This is a genomic window from Solibacillus sp. FSL K6-4121 (assembly GCF_038002585.1).
GTDB classification, from domain to species: domain Bacteria; phylum Bacillota; class Bacilli; order Bacillales_A; family Planococcaceae; genus Solibacillus; species Solibacillus faecavium.
This window is the reverse complement of the sequence record NZ_JBBOCS010000001.1, coordinates 1811756-1830548: the sequence shown is the minus strand read 5'-3', so window position 1 is coordinate 1830548 and position 18793 is coordinate 1811756. Positions and strand designations below refer to the sequence as shown.

At 37.1% G+C, this 18793-nt stretch carries 24 protein-coding genes; all 24 read right to left on the bottom strand.

The features are described from left to right. Positions 1 to 17: 17 nt before the first annotated feature. Positions 18 to 1112, bottom strand: a complete 1095-nt coding sequence (gene flhB, locus MHH95_RS09085; RefSeq protein WP_340727233.1) for a flagellar biosynthesis protein FlhB — start codon at positions 1110 to 1112, stop codon at positions 18 to 20. 1 nt (position 1113) lies between these two features. After that, complete coding sequence (gene fliR / locus MHH95_RS09080; protein ID WP_340727232.1) at positions 1114 to 1890, bottom strand: flagellar biosynthetic protein FliR; 777 nt, start codon at positions 1888 to 1890, stop codon at positions 1114 to 1116. Between the two features lie 4 nt (positions 1891 to 1894). Beyond that, positions 1895 to 2164 carry a flagellar biosynthesis protein FliQ gene (gene fliQ, locus MHH95_RS09075; RefSeq protein ID WP_340727231.1) on the bottom strand — a complete coding sequence of 90 codons (270 nt, stop codon included), beginning with the start codon at positions 2162 to 2164 and terminating at the stop codon, positions 1895 to 1897. A 13-nt stretch (positions 2165 to 2177) separates the two neighbouring features. Continuing rightward, complete coding sequence (fliP, locus tag MHH95_RS09070; RefSeq protein WP_008403271.1) at positions 2178 to 2843, bottom strand: flagellar type III secretion system pore protein FliP; 666 nt, start codon at positions 2841 to 2843, stop codon at positions 2178 to 2180. Further along, a complete protein-coding gene (locus MHH95_RS09065) occupies positions 2840 to 3520 on the bottom strand; it encodes a flagellar biosynthetic protein FliO (protein WP_340727230.1) in 681 nt (226 codons plus the stop codon). The genes fliP and MHH95_RS09065 overlap by 4 nt, the downstream gene beginning before the upstream one ends. Positions 3521 to 3524: 4 nt before the next feature. Beyond that, entirely contained in the window at positions 3525 to 3887 is a 363-nt protein-coding gene (locus MHH95_RS09060; RefSeq protein ID WP_191698399.1) for a response regulator, read from the bottom strand. A 24-nt stretch (positions 3888 to 3911) separates the two neighbouring features. Next, positions 3912 to 5183 carry a flagellar motor switch phosphatase FliY gene (fliY, locus tag MHH95_RS09055; RefSeq protein ID WP_340727229.1) on the bottom strand — a complete coding sequence of 424 codons (1272 nt, stop codon included), beginning with the start codon at positions 5181 to 5183 and terminating at the stop codon, positions 3912 to 3914. Then, a complete protein-coding gene (gene fliM, locus MHH95_RS09050) occupies positions 5176 to 6171 on the bottom strand; it encodes a flagellar motor switch protein FliM (RefSeq protein ID WP_340727228.1) in 996 nt (331 codons plus the stop codon). Before fliM ends, fliY begins: the two co-directional genes overlap by 8 nt. 41 nt (positions 6172 to 6212) lie before the next feature. Next, positions 6213 to 6638, bottom strand: a complete 426-nt coding sequence (fliL, locus tag MHH95_RS09045; protein WP_340727227.1) for a flagellar basal body-associated protein FliL — start codon at positions 6636 to 6638, stop codon at positions 6213 to 6215. Further along, complete coding sequence (locus MHH95_RS09040) at positions 6625 to 6849, bottom strand: flagellar FlbD family protein (protein WP_340727226.1); 225 nt, start codon at positions 6847 to 6849, stop codon at positions 6625 to 6627. Before MHH95_RS09040 ends, fliL begins: the two co-directional genes overlap by 14 nt. 72 nt (positions 6850 to 6921) lie before the next feature. After that, positions 6922 to 7911, bottom strand: a complete 990-nt coding sequence (locus MHH95_RS09035; RefSeq protein WP_340727225.1) for a flagellar hook-basal body complex protein — start codon at positions 7909 to 7911, stop codon at positions 6922 to 6924. A gap of 97 nt (positions 7912 to 8008) precedes the next feature. Then, a complete protein-coding gene (locus MHH95_RS09030; RefSeq protein ID WP_340727224.1) occupies positions 8009 to 8383 on the bottom strand; it encodes a TIGR02530 family flagellar biosynthesis protein in 375 nt (124 codons plus the stop codon). Positions 8384 to 8395: 12 nt separating this feature from the next. Continuing rightward, positions 8396 to 9085, bottom strand: a complete 690-nt coding sequence (flgD, locus tag MHH95_RS09025) for a flagellar hook assembly protein FlgD (protein ID WP_340727223.1) — start codon at positions 9083 to 9085, stop codon at positions 8396 to 8398. Between the two features lie 3 nt (positions 9086 to 9088). Next, the gene (locus MHH95_RS09020; protein ID WP_340727222.1) at positions 9089 to 10360 is read right to left on the bottom strand and encodes a flagellar hook-length control protein FliK; all 1272 of its coding nucleotides are present in this window, start codon (positions 10358 to 10360) and stop codon (positions 9089 to 9091) included. Positions 10361 to 10385: 25 nt separating this feature from the next. Continuing rightward, positions 10386 to 11033, bottom strand: a complete 648-nt coding sequence (locus MHH95_RS09015; protein WP_340727221.1) for a MotE family protein — start codon at positions 11031 to 11033, stop codon at positions 10386 to 10388. Continuing rightward, the gene (gene fliJ / locus MHH95_RS09010; RefSeq protein WP_340727220.1) at positions 11005 to 11451 is read right to left on the bottom strand and encodes a flagellar export protein FliJ; all 447 of its coding nucleotides are present in this window, start codon (positions 11449 to 11451) and stop codon (positions 11005 to 11007) included. Before fliJ ends, MHH95_RS09015 begins: the two co-directional genes overlap by 29 nt. Positions 11452 to 11453: 2 nt before the next feature. Then, positions 11454 to 12779, bottom strand: coding sequence for a flagellar protein export ATPase FliI (gene fliI / locus MHH95_RS09005; protein WP_340727219.1), 1326 nt, complete (start codon positions 12777 to 12779; stop codon positions 11454 to 11456). A gap of 5 nt (positions 12780 to 12784) precedes the next feature. After that, positions 12785 to 13582, bottom strand: a complete 798-nt coding sequence (locus tag MHH95_RS09000) for a FliH/SctL family protein (protein WP_340727218.1) — start codon at positions 13580 to 13582, stop codon at positions 12785 to 12787. Continuing rightward, on the bottom strand, positions 13575 to 14588 hold the full coding sequence (fliG, locus tag MHH95_RS08995) for a flagellar motor switch protein FliG (RefSeq protein WP_340727217.1): 1014 nt from the start codon (positions 14586 to 14588) through the stop codon (positions 13575 to 13577). The genes MHH95_RS09000 and fliG overlap by 8 nt, the downstream gene beginning before the upstream one ends. A 14-nt stretch (positions 14589 to 14602) precedes the next feature. Beyond that, positions 14603 to 16198 (bottom strand): flagellar basal-body MS-ring/collar protein FliF, encoded by a 1596-nt coding sequence (gene fliF / locus MHH95_RS08990; RefSeq protein WP_340727216.1) that lies wholly within the window; start codon positions 16196 to 16198, stop codon positions 14603 to 14605. A 57-nt stretch (positions 16199 to 16255) separates the two neighbouring features. Beyond that, positions 16256 to 16564, bottom strand: coding sequence for a flagellar hook-basal body complex protein FliE (gene fliE / locus MHH95_RS08985; RefSeq protein ID WP_191698413.1), 309 nt, complete (start codon positions 16562 to 16564; stop codon positions 16256 to 16258). 7 nt (positions 16565 to 16571) lie between these two features. Further along, positions 16572 to 17036 (bottom strand): flagellar basal body rod protein FlgC, encoded by a 465-nt coding sequence (gene flgC, locus MHH95_RS08980; RefSeq protein WP_340727215.1) that lies wholly within the window; start codon positions 17034 to 17036, stop codon positions 16572 to 16574. A 2-nt stretch (positions 17037 to 17038) separates the two neighbouring features. Continuing rightward, on the bottom strand, positions 17039 to 17428 hold the full coding sequence (gene flgB / locus MHH95_RS08975; protein ID WP_340727321.1) for a flagellar basal body rod protein FlgB: 390 nt from the start codon (positions 17426 to 17428) through the stop codon (positions 17039 to 17041). 545 nt (positions 17429 to 17973) lie between these two features. Further along, complete coding sequence (codY, locus tag MHH95_RS08970) at positions 17974 to 18753, bottom strand: GTP-sensing pleiotropic transcriptional regulator CodY (protein WP_340727214.1); 780 nt, start codon at positions 18751 to 18753, stop codon at positions 17974 to 17976. Between the last annotated feature and the right edge of the window lie 40 nt (positions 18754 to 18793).

Genomic DNA, 18793 nt, shown 5'->3' with positions numbered 1-18793 from the left:
CCCTCCTGAAATCTATGTTAAATTTTGCGTTTAATACGATATACATATGCAAGAACTTCAGCGACCGCTTTGAAAAATTCTTCAGGCACTGCTTGGCCGATCTCCACTTGATCATACATAGCACGGGCAAGTGGCCTGTTTTCGACCATGATAACATCATGTTCTTTTGCAATAAGCTTTATTTTTTGGGCAACAAAGTCAGTCCCTTTTGCTACCACTCTTGGAGCCTCCATTTCGTCCTCATTATATTTTAACGCAATGGCATAATGGGTCGGGTTTGTAATAACCACGTCTGCAGCAGGGATTTCCTGCATCATTCTTCGCATCGCCATTTCCCGTTGACGCTGTTTAATTTTGGACTTGATTAAAGGATCACCTTCTGCATTTTTATGTTCATCTTTAATATCCTGTTTTGACATTTTCAATTGTTTTTCATATTCAAATCGTTCATAAATATAATCAATCAATGCGATGAATATGAGCATTATGGAAGCCGCTATCCCCATAATGGCAGATAAATAGGCAACAGTCGCCAATATTTCTGCGGGACTATGTAAAGCAAGTGATAATACATCTTCCAAGTAAATGATGATTACCACTGATGTAACAGTTCCGATCAACGTCACTTTCAATAAAGATTTAATTAAATTGACGATTGCCCGGACAGATATAATTTTTTTTATCCCTTTAATAGGGTCCATTTTCTTTAAATCAATTTTTAATGTTTCTGTTGTAAATAATAAGCCAAATTGAAAAAAGTTAGCTCCAATACCTGCAATCATGGCGACAACCATAATAGGTAAAACTATAATCGCCATCTCTTTTATGGACTCGACATACATATACATAACTGTTTCAGCATTTAGCGTTTCGATTAACATATTGCGCTCAAGCCCTTGCAATAAAAATCCTTTTACCCCGTTATACATAAATGGTGCAAAAAAGAGTAAAAAGGAAAATGACAGTAATAATAAAAAAGCTGCAGTTACATCCTGACTTTTTAATACTTGTCCCTTTTTACGTGCATCCTGTCGCTTTTTGGGTGTTGCCTTTTCAGTTTTTTCTCCTGCAAAAAACTGTAGATCTACTTTTATTAAGAGTTTTAACTCCATCTTAGCCACCACCTAAAATAACCATTAAATCACGCAATGAAACAATCATAAATTCAATCAGTTCCTTCATAACTCCAACTAATACACCCATCGTCACCATCAATACAAGAAAGCCTACCGCTATTTTAATGGGGAAGCCGATGACAAAAATATTCATTTGTGGTACGGTTTTCCCTGTTATTCCCAACGCTAATGTTACTAAAAACAGTGTTGCAACTATTGGAGCTGACATTTGAAATGCAATGGCAAAAACAGAAACAAACATTTTCATAATAAACAATACGGTTCCTTCTTCTCCAAAGTTCGGGAAGAATTGGTCCATAGGCAAAAACTGATAACTATAAAATATACCATCCAAAATTAGATGGTGACCATTAATCGCCAACAATACCAACAACGTTAAAAAGTTTAAAAATTGCCCCATTAACGGAGATTGTGCGCCTGTTTGGGGGTCAATTATATTTGCCATCGCAAAGCCCATCTGGAAATCGATGAACCCCCCTGCTATCTGAACAGCAGATATAATAATCATCGCAGCTAAACCTAACATCAGCCCGATAATCGCCTCTTTTAAAACAAATAATAAATATACACCATTAATCTCAAATGGTTCCATATTAAATGTGTAATACATCATCCATGCTAAAACAACCGCCAATGTAATGCGCACTTGTGGGGGGATTGTACGATAAGAAAATAAAGGTACAGTGACAAAAAACGCAGAAACACGAACTAAAATTAATAATAATATTGATAGATTCGGTATTATTTCCGTCATTTCCTCACCCAATATACCGGACTAAATTATTTAAAATATCATGAAAATAATCTGTCATTCTCGAAATCATAAAAGGGCCAAAAAATATAATCGCAAGCAATACAGCTACGATTTTAGGTACGAATGCCAAAGTCTGCTCTTGAATAGAAGTTGTCGCCTGAAAAATACTCACGACTAGACCGCTGGCTAACGCGATTAAAAGCAATGGACCCGAAACTATCAATATTGTAAAAACTGCATTTTCTGCAATTGCAATGACCATTTCCTGTGTCACTATGTATCATCCCCTAAAAACTTTGAAGTAAAGATTTCATCACTAAATACCAACCATCGACGAGTACAAACAACAATATTTTAAATGGTAGTGAAATCATTACTGGAGGTAGCATCATCATCCCCATCGACATAAGTGTACTTGCGACAACCATATCAATAACTAAAAATGGAATGAAAATCATAAAACCCATTTGGAAAGCTGTTTTAATTTCACTTAAAGCAAATGCAGGTACTAACAGCGTCATCGGAATTTCTTCTATTGAATCCGGATACTCCGCTTGGTTATATTCTATAAATAACTCTAGATCTTTTTGCCTTGTATGCTGTGCCATAAATTGTTTAAATGGTATCGTTGCCCGGTCATACGCTTCTTCTAAATTGATTTCTTCATCAAAAAGTGGCTGCAATGCCTGCTCATTTACTTGCTGGAATGTCGGCGCCATGATAAAAAATGTTAAAAATAATGCCAAGCCGATAATGACTTGGTTCGGAGGCATTTGGTTTGTAGCAAGGGCCGTCCTTGTAAATGACAGTACGATGACAATACGAGCGAACGATGTCATCAAAATTAAAAGACTTGGTGCTAATGAGAGGACCGTCAACAGGAATAATAGCGTAACCGATGTGGATACATTTCCCGGATCGCTTTCAGAAAAGACGGAAAGAAGATCGTTCATCGTTCATCACGCTCCCGCTCTTTCCAACGCTCTAACTCATTACTACGCTGTTTCTTTATTTCCCCTATTTTTTCATTGAACATATCATTAAATTTAGGGCTATTCGATACATCTTCTGGTCGGTTCTTTTTGGTAAATTTCCTGAACAGCTCTGCAATATACGGTGAAGTATTCATCATAGTTTGGTTGCTTTCAGTTTGACTTAGCAATTGTTCAATTTCCTCTTCGGAATCGATTTCCTTGAGAAGCTGAATATTATCCCCTACACCAACTACATATACATTTTTACCGATTAACAGTAATTGTACGGACTTTTGCTGCCCTACAGACAAGCCGCCGATATTTTTAACTACGGCATTTTGTTGATAGTTTAAGTTACGTTTGTTTAAATACTTCAAAATAAACAATAATAGCCCTAGTACAAAAACAAGTGCTATTAAAACTTTTATGTAATCCAAGAAACCGATGCCAGATGCCGATTCAGTAGATTCTGCGTCGGCATCTGTAACATTATCTTCTGAAATATTTTCTTCCGAACATACTTCAGGATTTTCATTACAGTTCTCATATACGTTACTTACCATCGCAAAAGTTCCATTTGAGATTGGTGCAAACAATGCCGTCATCAATACTATTCCAACAGCAAGCCAAAATCGAAATGATTTATTTGCTTTCATATCATTAACCTAATGCTTTTTGAATGGCTTCGATTACACGGTCAGCTTGGAATGGCTTAACTATAAAATCTTTTGCACCGGCTTGAATTGCGTCAATTACCATAGCTTGTTGACCCATTGCTGAGCACATAATGACAACAGCATTTGGATCTGTACCTTTAATTGCTTTTAATGCCGCGATGCCATCCATTTCAGGCATTGTAATATCCATTGTTACTAAATCTGGACGTAGCTCATTGTACTTTTCAACTGCTTGTATACCATCAGCTGCTTCCCCAATTACTTCATATCCATTTTTTGTTAAAATATCCTTAATCATCATGCGCATGAAAGCTGCATCGTCAACAATTAAAATTCTTTTAGACATACTCTGATTCCTCCAATTAGAAAACTATCTTAGATTGTTCAAGCGATCAGCTTGACTTAAAATATGTGTGATTCGAACACCGAAGTTCTCATCAATTACTACTACTTCACCTTTTGCGATTAACCGGCTGTTAACTAAAATATCAACAGGTTCACCTGCAAGCTTATCAAGTTCAATTACAGAACCACTGGAAAGCTCCAATATTTCTTTTACTGAACGCTTTGTACGTCCGAGCTCCACTGTTACTTGCAATGGAATGTCAAGTAGCATATTTAAATTGCGTGCTTCTGTCTGTGTTATATTTGCAGATTCGAAGCTGGCAAATTGAGCTTGCTGAACATTTGCTGGTGGTGCAGAATAAACTGGTTGTTGATACATTTGCTGTTGAACCGGTTGCTCGTACATCGGTTGCTGATTTGGCTGTTGTGCCGGTTGTTCATACATTGGTTGCTGATACATTGGCTGTTGGACCGGTTGCTCATGCATCGGCTGTTGAACTTGCTGTTGCTGTACATTTTGTTCCTGTTGCATCGTTTGTTGGGGTGCTGGTTGCGATACCGGCGCAGGCGGAACGGCTGTAGTTGCAACAATAGGCTCTTCAGTTTCTCCCAATAATGACTTTACTATTTTTTTACTAAACTTTAAAGGCAGTAATTGCATTAAATTTGAATCTATTAATTCCCCAATGCGCAATCTAAATGAAATTTTCACTAATAAATCGTCCGGCGGTATATTATCTGTACCTTCATTTTGGGAAAGATTCATTAAATCAATAGACGGCGGTGAGATATCCACCTTTTGATTAAATACAGTTGACATCGATGTAGCAGCAGAACCCATCATTTGATTCATCGCTTCCTGTACTGCACTTAATTGTATTTCATTTAACTGAGGTTTCGGGTTTAAACCATCCCCACCAAGCATTAAGTCCGCTATAATTGCAGCATCTGATTGTTTTATAACAAGTAAATTCATGCCTGATAGACCAACAGTATATTCTACCTGCACAGCAACATACGGATTTGGGAATTCTTCTTCTAAACGATTACGATTGATCATTGTGATACTTGGCGTTGTAATATCGACTTTTTGTCCTAATAATGCAGATAAAGCAGTAGCAGAACTTCCGAACGATATATTTCCTACTTCACCTAATGCATCAATTTCTATTGGAGTTAAGTAATCCTCAACTTTTACTTCTTCTTTTTGAGGTTCAAAATTGGCAGAGACATCATCTAGTGTCTCGCCTCTTAATAGGGCCTCAATTTCTTCTTGGGAGAGCATTTCATCACTCATCTTCGTCTCCTCCTTTCAAAGGTTCGATAATTTGAACAGCCATTTTTTTATTTAATTTTCCTGGCTGTACGGTGAATTTAGGTAAATCCCCTACTTTTAACGTCAACGGATGATCAATTTTTTGATTTAGCGGAATGACATCGCCTATCGTCATCCCCAAGAAATCTTCAATTGTAATATCTGTCGTACCTAATTCGGCAATAATAGGCAATTTTGCTTGTTTCACTCGTGTTTCAAGCATCTTTGTTTGTTCAGGAGAAATCTCCTTCGTATTAGTCTGCATCCAGTAACGTACAGATAAATTCGGTACAATTGGCTCCAATACGACATGTGGTATACAAATATTAATCATCCCTGTTGTTTCACCAATAATAGTATTCAATGAAATGACAACAACTGTTTCATTTGGTGAAATCATTTGTAAAAACTGTGGGTTAACTTCTAATTCTACAAGCATCGGGTCTATTTCAGCAATATTTTCCCATGCCTCCCGTAAATTATCAAATGAACGTTCGAATAGATTCGTCATAATTTTCGTTTCTATTTCGGTTAAATTGTCAACATTGCTATGACTTGCACCCGTTCCGCCCATTAATCGATCCAACATTGAATAGGCAATATTCGGGTTAATCTCCATTAGAATATTGCCATCCAATGGGGGAACCTCAAATACATTAATTAATGTCATATTCGGTATAGAACGAACAAATTCTTCAAATGGAATTTGGTCAACAGATGCAACTGTTATTTGTACATAGCTTCTTAACTGAGCGGAAAAGAAGGTTGTTAACAGTCGCGCAAAATTTTCATGTATACGGGTCAAACTTCGGATTTGGTCTTTAGAGAAGCGTAATGCACGTTTAAAGTCATACACTTTAACTTTCCGTGTTTCGTCTTCTTTTTTCATGTCCGCTGCCGACATTTCTCCTGTTGAAATCGCTGACAAAAGCGCATCAATTTCGGATTGGGACATTATATCTCCTGCCATTTGCCCACCTCCATTTCAAGATATAAAATTATAATATTCACTTATTGAAGAACATATGAAGTAATGTATACTTGTGTAATCTCCCCAACTTGCATTAACTCGTTTACTTGCGATTTTATCGCATTCTGGAAAGCTATTTTACCTTGTTTACCCTCCAAAGCCTCTTCTTCCATTTCTGAAAGTTCCTGAATAACGATGTTTTTAACTTGGAAATCACGTTTCAATAATTCTTCCCCGGCTTTTTTATCTGAAGCCTGAATTTTTAAAGTTATTCGAACAAAACTTCCATCAGCTAAATTTGTCGTAATTTCCGGTATATCGACTGACGACTCAACAATTTCATCGATTGACGGACCACTTGATTTTTCTTTATCAAGCTGAGTTATTAATACCACTACAATAATACCTAATAGTGTAATAGTCACTAAAATAATGAGCATTATCGTTATTAATTTATTGTTCTTCATCTTTTTCACCTCTTAGATGCGGGTTTGATAAAACTTGTATAGTTTGATAAAAAGCTTTTACCTTTTGTCGCACCTGTTCTTCAGTTTCTAAAACAATGAATCTACGCCCAGTCGTCAGCGTAATTTGCGTATCTGGGAAAGCTTCGACTGTTTCTATGTATAGAGCGTTTAAAGTAAATGCTTTACCGTTCAGACGAGTGACTTCGATCATTGAAATAGGGCCGGTCCTAGTGAAGAGCCGGCCCGACCCTCCTTTACAATGAATATATGATATATTTTTAGACTATCGTTTTAAGTTAACTAACTCTTGTAAAATCTCATCTGAAGTTGTAATAATACGAGAGTTCGCCTGGAAACCACGCTGCGCAACGATCATTTCAGTAAATTCTTCTGAAAGGTCAACGTTGGACATTTCCACGAAGCCTGAGTTCACTGAACCAATTCCGTCTTGTGTAGCTAATTGAGCATAAATTGCTCCAGAGTTTTGAGAAGTTTGGAAGTAGTTCCCTCCATTTTTAATTAGACCCCCAGGGTTAGCAAATTTAGCTAACACTACTGTTCCTGCATATTGTAAATCACCTGCTGAGTCGACAAATGATACAGTTCCATCTTGAGAAATACTCATTGATTGAGCTGTTACAGGTATACGAATCGGTGATGCTGTTGTTTGGCCTTGTGCTAAAAGTTCACCTGTTGCAGGATCAATCAAGTTTGCTCCTCCAGCTATATCTGGCTTATTTGTATCAAATCCTGCTCCAGGAGCATTTAAAGGATCAATAGCATCATAAGCAGTTACATCCGCAGCAAAACCGACTGCATATTTACCATCTGAATTTACTAAAAAACCATTTTGATCCATATAGAAATTCCCTGCACGAGTATAAAGTGTATTAGTGAACCCTTCAGCAGTCGCTGGTGTGCCAGTAGCAGGATCTCCGTTAATAAAGTCTGTAGCATCCGCCACCATAAAGAAGCCATCACCTGAAATCGCTAAATCTAATGTACGACCAGTCGTTTGCATTGAACCTGGATTATGAATTGTATCAATCGCTGCTAACTGTGACCCTAGCCCAACCTGGATAGCATTTACACCACCACGAGTTGCAGATGGACCTGATGCCCCCGTCTGTGTTTGTGATACTAAATCTTTAAAAATCGTACGCTCTTTCTTAAACCCGTACGTATTAACATTCGCGATATTATTACCAATAACATCTAATTTCGTTTGAAAGTTTTTTAAACCTGAAATTCCTGAATACATTGAACGTATCATAAGATGTCGTTCTCCCTTCAATTTTCACTTTTATAATTTTGTTCAGTTGTCTCGATCAGTCAACAACTGTAGGCTTCCTTACTTCTGAAGGTCCAGCCTATAATAGAATTGTTCCATCAATATTTGTAAATATTTGTTGTTTAGCTTCTTTACGGTCCAATGCCGTAATGACTGTTGCATTTTTTGCACTTACTATTAAAGCCGCCTGTTCCAAAAGAACTAATGGCTGTTTCACACCTTTATCTTTCGCCTCAGAAACCTTTTCAGTAATTTGCTGCCATTCTTTCGCTGAAATTGAAATATTGCGTTCTTTCAGACGTTCCGATGCATGCTTACTCATTTTAAGTTCTTCTACCGTTACTTGTTTCAAGTGATCAATAAATGACTGTTTTGAAACTTGTTCACCTTTTTGTTTCACAGCTGGCTGTATAGGTGGATGATAAGGTATATGTTGTATATTCACTCGATTCATCAAATCCCCCTCTTACTCTGCCGCTGATTCGGGATTTTGTTTACTGACAGTAAATTGTTCTTTTGTTAAACGAGTTCCATCATTTAAAAGATACTCGATATTTACGTTATTCGTTTTAATTGCTTCAATAATGGCTTCAATTATTTGGTCCCCACTCGTATATTGAACTTTTTGTCCAATCAGCTGACTAGCTTCTGCTAATGGGTTTGCAGCTGGGATTGCCGGTTGTGTCGAGTTATCACTGCCTAAAATAGATGAAATATTACCTGGTTTTATTTCTTTCCCATCTGTGAGGACAAATACTGCTTCTCCCTTAACGAATTTCAATTCTTTAATACTTCCTGTACCTTCGTTATAAATTGGCTTATTATCTGCATCTACTTTATCTGTAAGCTCATGCCATTTTACATCTTTTCCGACGAAGGTTGAGTAATTCATCATCTGTGTTTGCTCTTGAGATGCGAGTAAATTCTCCATCGCTTTTGTCATATTTTGCATTTGTTCCAATGACGAGAATTGAGCCATTTGGGATATAAATTCTTTATCATCCATCGGGCTTGTTGGGTCCTGGTTTTGAAGCTGAGTAATTAATATTTTTAAAAATGCATCTTTTCCTAGAGCTCCGTTATCTTGCTTATCTGTTACTTTGAAATTAGGATTATTTGCAGGTAAATAATAGTCATTTGAAATTGAATTTGCCATTTACTATACCTCCTCACTTAATAAATCTTTAAACGAAATAGTTTCTTCTTCAGAGTTATCTTCTTTTTCCTCTAATTCTTCATCTTTTTGTTTACCGAAGAAGTTATTAAAGAAACTTTGGTCACGTGTATTACGATCCGCATCCTGTAATGATTGCGCAACATCTATTCTATCCATTTGGATGTTTTGTGCGACAAATCCGGCCTTTAATTGATTAATGTTATTCTCCAATAACTCTTTACCGATTGGTGTCGTTGCCAATAATCGTGCGGTTAGTACACCATCTTTCTGTACTATTTCAATACGTATCTGACCCAAGTTTTCTGGGAAAAGTTTTAAAAATAGCTTCATATTCCCTTGCTGACCAGAAAGTTGACTGCGATTGATTAAATTTTGGATCTCTTTAATTAATGCTTCTGACTGTGCCGGTTTTTCTGCAGGCAATGTAATCGTCACTGTTTTCGTTTGAATAGCCTGGTGCTGTAACGGGACAGCAGACTGATTTTCCGAGTCAACTTTTACTGTTGTTTGTTGACTTTGCTGATTTTGTTGGGATGCTTGCTGTGTTATTTGTTGAACAACTTGTACGAAAGGTGTCCTCGTTGTACTTACCTCTGAATTATTTAATGTTCTCGCTTCATTTGCCAAAGCTAGTAGTGCTTCTTTAAGCTTGGCTAATTGATCTTCTTGCCTATACACCGTATCTAATTTACTCCCTGCCAACTCTGTTAACTTTAATAACTGAATGACTTGTTGAAGCTCTTCCGATTGAACAGCACTCGGTTCACCTTGTTGAATACTTTGCAATGCTTTTAATACTTCATTTAGAATTTGCGGAGCCTGCTCAATTATCGACCAAATATCCGTTATCTCCTGTTGTGACTCACCCATTAACCGTTGAAGCGTTTGTAAAAGCTGCTCTTCGGTCATACCTAAAAGATCAGTTAAGTTGTCTATAGTCAACAATTCATTAACCGCAACCGGCATGCGTTCTTCACCAATGAAAGCAAAAAGCCCTGATTCATCCATCTCAACGCCCAAATCCAAAAGTAAATTTTCCAACGAATCTTTCTCTAAAGTTGTTGTTACATCTTCAGTTAATGATTGTTTTGGTGTAGCAGTTTGTTTGGCTGATTGTTCTGACGTTGTCACAATTGACTTAAACACACTTCCAAAAGCTTCACCTTTAGGTTTTGATGACTTCACATCAACAGAAGATTGGGAAAGTTCCTTAGGTGCTTTTGTTTTTATATTTTGCAACAATGAGATATTCATTTGTTCCACCTCCCTTCAAAGTAACTTATTGTTGAGATAATAACTCAGTATAACGAGCCGCATCTGCAGGAGACATTTTCGTAAAAATTGCAGATAATGTATCGGGTTTCATGCTCGACATTATACGTAAACTTTCTGTATCGCTCATTTGAACCAGTATCGGAGCTGCTGTTTTAGCCGACATTTTTTCAAAAGTTGATAGGATCTCTTTAAATTCCTTTTGCGTCTCTTCCTGATTGCGTTTTAGTTTTTCAATTTCAAACAGTAGACGTTCCTGCTCAACCAACAGCTCTTCCTTTTCTATTGCAGATGAATCGATTTGTGATTGCAGTTGCGAAATCTGAGCTTCTTTTTCCTGAATTTCCGCTTGCAGTTCTACCACTTTTTGTTCATTCAATAAACTGTTTTCTATTACGCCTTCACCTTCATCAGAGCTAATAAATGGAATTTTCTCAACGACACCATCCGCCATTTTAAAAACGTTATATTCCGTCACAGATGTAATAATTAATAAAATTGCAATAAGGAACATAAATGGAATTAAAAACAAATAAAAAAACTTTTTGAAAAAACCGGGTTGAGATTCTACTTCATTTTCTTCCACCTGTTGTTCCATTTTATTTTTATTTCTTTTTGCCACGGAATCACCTAATTTCTTTCTTGAAAAACGCAATCGTTGAAAGCTCATCTAGTTGCATTGCTTCAATGCGTAACTGATCCTCTTTAAATCTTTCAAAATCGTTTTCACGCATTTTTTCGTATTTACGTACTTCCAAGTTTTTTTCTAATAATTTTTCCTCATGCCAATTCATTTTGGCCCGCGCCTGTACTACTTTTTGCTGGGCATCTTCAATTGTTTTTTCCATACTATCGATGAATTTAGAATAATGGTTAATTTCATCTATGGAAGAGCCTTCTTTTAAGCGCTCCTGCTGATAGATAATTAAATCTTCCTTTTTCTTCAATAGTCCATATAGCTTTGTCGCAATTTCCTCAAATACATGAACTGATTCTTTAAAGGCAAGTTCAGATTCTGTTTTTTCCTGATCTTTTACAATAAGGATTTTTTCAAAACGATAATTGTAATTCATATTTAACGTGCACCACCATTCGATAACGCGATAATTTCATTTACAGTTTGATCGATTGAAACTTTATCTTTATACCCTTGCTTTAGAAACGCGGTAATAAGCGGTTCATATAAAATAGCTTCGTCAATTTCTTTTGATGTACCACGTTTATAAGCACCTATATTGATTAAGTCCTCCGATTTCGAATATGCGTAATACAATTCCCGCAATCGGCTTGCCGCACTTACATGTTCCGGATCAGCGATATGATTCATCAATCGGCTTACACTCTTTAACACATTAATCGCAGGATACTGTCCTTTATTTGCAAGATTCCTATCCAATACGATATGTCCATCCAATATTCCTCGTACTGCATCGGCAATCGGTTCATTCATATCATCACCGTCTACTAGCACCGTATAAAATGCGGTAATTGTCCCGTTCACATTCGTACCGGAACGCTCCAATAATGTCGGCAAAATTGCAAATACAGATGGAGTATATCCTCTAGTTGCAGGTGGTTCACCAATAGCCAGTCCAATTTCACGTTGGGCCATCGCTACACGGGTCACAGAATCCATCATCAACATAACGTTTTTTCCACGATCCCGGAAATATTCTGCAATAGCTGTTGCTGTAAATGCTGCTTTTATTCGCATAAGTGCCGGCTGATCACTTGTAGCTGCTACTACGACAGAACGCTTTAACCCCTCAGGACCTAAATCACGTTCAATAAATTCCCGAACCTCCCGTCCACGCTCACCAACAAGTGCAATTACATTAATATCTGCCTCTGTATTACGCGCAATCATACCGAGCAATGTACTTTTCCCGACCCCTGAGCCGGCAAATATACCGACACGTTGACCGCTTCCTACAGTAAGCATACCATCTATAGCCTTTACCCCAACTTCCAACTGTTCATTTATCGGAGGACGACTTAATGGATTTGGGGGATCCTGTTCGGTTTGTACAGTTGTTAAACCTCTTGGTAACGCTTGTCCATCAAACGGATTTCCCATCGCATCTAATACTTTTCCGATTAATTCCGGGCCTACCTTCACTTCTAACGGTGTTCCGGTTCCTTCTACGAGACAGCCAATTGATATTTCCTTTAAAGATGAATACGGCATTAAAATGACGATTTCATCTTTAAAGCCCACCACTTCAGCCAGCAAAACTTGATTACCGTTTTTTGATGTTTGAACATGGATTTTACATACGTCCCCGATCGAACTCTCCGGACCTTGCGACTCAATCATCAAGCCTACAACCCGTGTAACTCTTCCATATTTTTTAAATGTATTTAAATTAGGAATCTGTTCAACTAATTGAGCCGCTTTCATCCGTATCATTCCTTACTTTCGATTAGTTCATATAATTGTCGACGAAGCTCTTGCAATTGGTCATCTATCGATACGACAATCCGTCCATGATTCGTTTCTATATAACTTTCAGTAGACTCTAAATCTTCATTGACAAAAATCATAAAGGGTACATTTGCAGGAAACATTTCAGCCAATTCATTATGATGCTCTGTAATGAGCGCATGGTATTCAGGCGACACATATAATTTTATTTCTTTCATTTCACGCGCCTCTTTTAATCCACGTTCAATTATCGAAACAAAAAGTTGATCATCCCGGTCCAGCTGCGCATTAATAATACGCTCTGTAGCCGTTAAAGCTAGTTCCAGTAATACCGTTTCCTGTGATTCAAGATAGGCGGCAGCATTTTTTTGTGCATCATGCATTGTATTATTGGCTATTTGCAATTGCTGTTGCATATTGGCATTTGCCTTTTGAATACCATCTTCGTACCCTTGGGCAAATCCGGCATCATACGCTTCTAGTTGATGTAATGATTTTTCTTCTTCCCATGCTTGCTTTAGCGCATCAATTGTAGCGAGCTGTTCATTACGATATTGCTCGAATTGAAGTTTTTGCTGCTCTATTTCATTTGATGTCTCCTGTAACATTTGTTGACGTTCACGTTGAATGTCTTCAATCGTTAATTGAGGTGTATCGTCCATTTGTTCTTCTTCCGTTTTCGCATAATGAATAGGCTCGAAGAAGTTTTGAAGTTTAATCTCTACAGTAGACGCTTCTTCTGCTTTTTGTGCATTTGTTGAACGGATGATTCTAGACAATTACGTCATCTCCTCCACCACGTGCAATGATAATTTCCCCTGCATCTTCTAAGCGGCGTATTACTGCAACGATGCGGGATTGTGCTTCTTCTACATCACGCAGACGTACTGGCCCCATAATATCCATTTCTTCACGGAATGTCTCAGCCATACGTTGCGACATATTGCGGAAAAGAATTTCCTTTACTTCATCTGAAGAAACTTTCATCGATAATAGTAAATCTTCGTTTTCACAGTCTCGGATAACACGTTGAATTGAACGGTTGTCCAGTGTAACGATATCCTCGAACACAAACATGCGTTTCTTAATTTCTTCCGCAAGTTCTGGATCTTGAATTTCAAGCGCATCGAGAATTGTCTTTTCTGTTTGACGATCTACACCATTCAATACTTCTACCACTGCATCGACGCCACCTGTTTCTGTGTAATCCTGTGTAACTGTCGATGATAATTTACGTTCCAATACGGATTCAATTTCACTAATTACTTCTGGTGAAGTAGATTCCATAATGGCAATTCGCTTTGCAATATCTGCCTGTACTTCCTGTGGCAACGAAGAAAGAATAACTCCTGCTTGACCTGGTTCCAAGTAAGAAAGAATAAGCGCAATTGTTTGAGGGTGTTCATTTTGAATAAAATTAAAAATCTGTGATGGGTCTGCCTTTCTAGCAAAATCAAACGGTCTTACTTGTAACGAAGAAGTAAGTCGATTTAAAATAGCCTGCGCTTGTTCAGCACCCAATGCTTTTTCAAGAACGGTCTTTGCATACCCAATACCACCTTGCGTAATATAATCTTGCGCAAGTGCAATATGATGAAATTCTTCTATTATCTCTTCCTTAACATTCGATTCTACTTTTTTTACACTTGAAATTTCTAGTGTGAGGCGTTCAATTTCCTCTTCACTTAAATGCTTATATACAGAAGCCGAGACTTCCGGTCCTAGAGAAATTAGCAGTAAAGCAGCCTTTTGCTTTCCTGACAAGTCTTTATCTTTCTTGGACACAGCTGAACCTCCTATTAGTCTTCAGCAATCCAACTACGCAATAGCTTCGCAAAATCTTCTGGCTTTTCTTTCGCCATTTTTTCTAATTGCTTACGGCGTACAGTCGCTTCAGTTTCTTTTTCTTCAGAAATATCTTCTACTGGAATTAATTGTTGTTGCTGTTCTATTATTTCCAACTCTTCTTCTTCTTGTTTACGTCTACGTACACGAATGACATAAATTATGAGTAAGACTATTGCTACTAGTAAAATTCCGCCAATTACCCATACCCACCAAGGAATAACTGATTCCGGCTGTCCGTCGGATGAATTGTTACCTTGAAATTGCTGTACAGATACAACTATACGATTAGCAATCTCTTCATCTGTTAAATTACCAGCAGCTTCTTGATCAATTGAAGTACGTACAATTGTCGACAAAATCTGCTCGATATCTGTACGGACACCTTGATCAAATTCATCCACCGCGTTAGGTGGCTCTACCATTACTTGAATGCCTAGATTACGGATTTTATATGGGCTTTCCTGAATTTCGCGACGTATACGATTGACATCGTTATTAATCGTTTCCTCTACACGCTCATAATCACCATCACCTGTCGCACCTTCAGCATAATCAACAAAGTTATCCGTAACGCCTCCAGCTTCTGTGGAACCCTCTGCACCGGGTCCAGCCCCACCTGAATATGTTTCCGTAATACGCTGGGCACTTATTTCTATACCCGTCATATTTTCTTCATCAACAGGTTGTACTAAATTTTCTTCACGATTTTCTTTTTTAAAGTCAATATCTGCCGATACATTTACTACGACATTCTCCGGTCCGATTAACGTACCAAGCATTTGCTGAACTTGTCGCTGTAAATCGCGTTCAATTGTCTTCTTCACTTCCATCTGTCCAGTAACCGTACTGATCCCGTTACCGCCACTTTCTGCAGAAGCAAGATCATAGTACTCGGAATACTGATTCATTATCGTAATATTTTCTTTTGGTAAGTTCGGAATACTCATAGAGATCAGATTAAATAACCCTTTAATTTGATCATCCGAAAATTTATGTCCCGGAGCTGTATTTAATACAATCGCTGCTTGTGCCTCACCTTTGGCATCCTTAAGAAATACGCCTTCTTCCGGTAAACTAATCATGACACTCGCATCTTTAACACCTTCGAATTTACGGACTAAATTTGCTAAATCAGTTTCAATTGTAGCTTGTTTTATAACATTAAATTCGTTGTCCGTCATACCAAACCCGGCATTCGATGTAAAAAACGAAGTATCAATTTCACCAGAGTCAGGATATCCTTGCGCCGCTAACGATACTTGTAGGTCCTGCACTTTATTTTCCGGCACCATTATTGTAGTACCACCATTTGTTATTTCATATTTCACACCTTGTGAAGCAAGTACTTCCGTTATTCTCCCTACCTCAGCCTGAGACATTTCCGGAAATAACTGCGCCATTGTCGTACGTGTCGAAAAATATGTAATTGTAGCTGCAATTACAATAACGCCCACTAGAGCTCCAATTATCGCACCTTTTTGATTTTTCGTGCGACTTTGCCAGAAACCAGTGGAGTCGCTTTTAATTTTAGTAAGTCGTTCATTCATTATGAATCCTCCGCTAATAGTGAATGCCCAACAATTTATTATTCGTTATTCAAATCATTACACACTCATACGCATAATTTCTTGATAAGCTTCCACAGCTTTATTACGAACTTCAATTGTTGTGTTTAAAGTAACACTTGCTTTTTGCGCTGCAACCATCACTTCAAATAAATCAACATCTCCACCATTGATTAATTTTTGTGTCATTGTATCTGATGTTTTTTGATGTTCATTTACACTAGCAATCGCTTCTTTTAAAGTATTAGCAAATTGTTGCTGTGCATTTGCAGGTGTTATTTGATTCTGAACATTTAATTCATTCACAGATTGTGCGGGAGACATAAATGTTATTGGATTAATTGCCATTTAATAATCATCCTTTCCCAATTTCTAGAGCTTTTGTTAACATGCTTTTGTTTGCATTAAAAGCAGTAATATTCGCTTCATATGATCTGCTCGCCGAAATTAAATCAACCATCTCTTTTAATACGTCAACATTCGACATTTGTACATAGCCGTCATCATTCGCATCAGGATGTGCCGGATCATAAACTAGCTTAAATGGAGTCTCTGTATCATCTTTAATGGAGGAAACTTTCACTCCATTACCTGCACCGCTTTTCACCGTTTTGCCCATCGCAGTATTAAGAAAACTGGAAAATTGACCTTCCTGTTCTTTTAAAATAACGGATTTTTTACGGTATGGCTCCCATTCTCCGTTCACTTGTTTCGCCCGGGTCGTATCAACATTCGCTATATTCGAAGAAATAACATCCATGCGTAAACGTTGTGTCGTTAAGGCAGAAGCTGTCGTATTCATACTATGAAAAATCGACATGACTATCTCCCTCCTTTGACAACATTGTTTAACGTTGAGAATTTACTACCAATTCGGTCGACCAGCGCATTGTAGTAAATGGTATTTTCAGCCAATTTCGCTTGTTCGGCATCCATATTCACCGCATTCCCATTTGGTCTACTACGAAAATTATTTGAGTAAACCCCATTGCCACCTATTTCAATTTTAAAATCGTAGTGTCTGGCATCTGTACGATAGGCCGGAATTGAATCTTTTTTCACATCATTGAAAACATCTCTAAAGCTTACTTCTTTCGTTTTATAGTTCGGTGTATCAACATTCGCAATATTTTGGGAAATTGCTTTATTTTTTAACGTAGCATACGAAAGTCCGTTTTCAAGACTGCGTATAGTACCACCAAATAAATCCAAATTGCTCACCTCATTCATTGTTTGCTAAATAATGTACCTGAAAACTTAATAATACAATTGTAATTATAATAATTCTTTGTGTCTATTGACTTTAGACCCTATTGAATAGGCTTATTTAACCATTTTTCGTATTTTTATTTTTACTAAATTAGTATTTAAATCAATAATTTTGTAATATTACAGAGTAATTTAATCCTTTAGCACCTAACATTTTATTATTATAATATAAAGTTACTAATTTTTAGTAGATAATGCACTTCATTAAAGATGAGCATTTAGTGCTTCCTTTAAATTTAACCTAACATATCATACACTAAAACATTGTAAAAGTCGGGGTTTATTATAACAATTCATAATTTTGTAACAAAGCATTTGTCACATTATTTTTAATTCATTCTAGGTATAAATAATATTTATTTGATTTTTAAAACCGTTTCATAACTATCATTATTTTTACATAATTACCCATTTAAATCCTTTAAAATTATTTCCTGAAAATAAAAAACAGACACAATAAGGAAAACCTCATTATGTCTGTAAATTTTTTATTTCATTTTGATTTCAGCTAAAGCTGTTAGGAATTTATCGTTTAAAACTTTAATATATGTTCCCTTCATCCCTAACGAGCGTGATTCAATAACACCCGCGGATTCAAGTTTACGTAACGCGTTAACGATAACCGAGCGAGTAATTCCTACACGGTCAGCAATTTTAGAAGCTACCAGCAAACCTTCATTGCCGTCTAGCTCTTCAAATATATGCTCAATCGCTTCAAGTTCCGAATAAGATAACGAGTTTATCGCCATTTGAACAACAGCTTTCGAACGCGCTTCCTCTTCAATCTCTTCCGACTTTTCACGTAAGATTTCCATACCAACTACTGTCGCACCATATTCAGCAAGTATTAAATCATCATCTTCAAATTGATCACTTATGCGAGCTAAAATTAACGTTCCTAAACGATCACCGCCACCAATAATAGGAACGATAGTAGTTAAACCGTTTGAAAACAGATCTTTGTTTTCAATCGGGAATGCTGTATGTTCATTGTTAACATCCAAGTTAGGAGATGTTTCAGTAATATTGAATAGGTTCTGTGTATATGCTTCTGGGAATTGGCGTACTTCAAACATTTTTTTCATACGCTCATTCTCGATTTGCTGGTGAATTGAAATACCCAACAGTTTTCCTTTTCGGCTTACGATAAATACGTTACTTTCGATTATATCACCTAAAGTGTTGGCCATTTCTTTAAAGTTAACTGGTTTCCCAGCGGATGCTTGTAACATTGAGTTGATTTTTCGTGTTTTTGTTAATAAATTCATTTCTATTTCCTCCTACAGGACTTGTTTAATTCACTTAATA

Coding starts and splice junctions, on each gene's coding strand:
- codY (WP_340727214.1), bottom strand. CDS start 18,753: ATGAATTTATTAACAAAAACACGAAAAATCAACTCAATGTTACAAGCA.
- fliL (WP_340727227.1), bottom strand. CDS start 6,638: ATGAAGAACAATAAATTAATAACGATAATGCTCATTATTTTAGTGACT.
- MHH95_RS09030 (WP_340727224.1), bottom strand. CDS start 8,383: ATGAATCGAGTGAATATACAACATATACCTTATCATCCACCTATACAG.
- MHH95_RS09065 (WP_340727230.1), bottom strand. CDS start 3,520: ATGAAAGCAAATAAATCATTTCGATTTTGGCTTGCTGTTGGAATAGTA.
- fliM (WP_340727228.1), bottom strand. CDS start 6,171: ATGGCAGGAGATATAATGTCCCAATCCGAAATTGATGCGCTTTTGTCA.
- fliR (WP_340727232.1), bottom strand. CDS start 1,890: ATGACGGAAATAATACCGAATCTATCAATATTATTATTAATTTTAGTT.
- MHH95_RS09040 (WP_340727226.1), bottom strand. CDS start 6,849: ATGATCGAAGTCACTCGTCTGAACGGTAAAGCATTTACTTTAAACGCT.
- fliF (WP_340727216.1), bottom strand. CDS start 16,198: ATGAATGAACGACTTACTAAAATTAAAAGCGACTCCACTGGTTTCTGG.
- MHH95_RS09035 (WP_340727225.1), bottom strand. CDS start 7,911: ATGATACGTTCAATGTATTCAGGAATTTCAGGTTTAAAAAACTTTCAA.
- fliE (WP_191698413.1), bottom strand. CDS start 16,564: ATGGCAATTAATCCAATAACATTTATGTCTCCCGCACAATCTGTGAAT.
- fliJ (WP_340727220.1), bottom strand. CDS start 11,451: ATGAATTACAATTATCGTTTTGAAAAAATCCTTATTGTAAAAGATCAG.
- MHH95_RS09060 (WP_191698399.1), bottom strand. CDS start 3,887: ATGTCTAAAAGAATTTTAATTGTTGACGATGCAGCTTTCATGCGCATG.
- MHH95_RS09020 (WP_340727222.1), bottom strand. CDS start 10,360: ATGAATATCTCATTGTTGCAAAATATAAAAACAAAAGCACCTAAGGAA.
- flgD (WP_340727223.1), bottom strand. CDS start 9,085: ATGGCAAATTCAATTTCAAATGACTATTATTTACCTGCAAATAATCCT.
- flhB (WP_340727233.1), bottom strand. CDS start 1,112: ATGGAGTTAAAACTCTTAATAAAAGTAGATCTACAGTTTTTTGCAGGA.
- fliP (WP_008403271.1), bottom strand. CDS start 2,843: ATGAACGATCTTCTTTCCGTCTTTTCTGAAAGCGATCCGGGAAATGTA.
- fliI (WP_340727219.1), bottom strand. CDS start 12,779: ATGAAAGCGGCTCAATTAGTTGAACAGATTCCTAATTTAAATACATTT.
- fliY (WP_340727229.1), bottom strand. CDS start 5,183: ATGAGTGATGAAATGCTCTCCCAAGAAGAAATTGAGGCCCTATTAAGA.
- flgC (WP_340727215.1), bottom strand. CDS start 17,036: ATGTCGATTTTTCATAGTATGAATACGACAGCTTCTGCCTTAACGACA.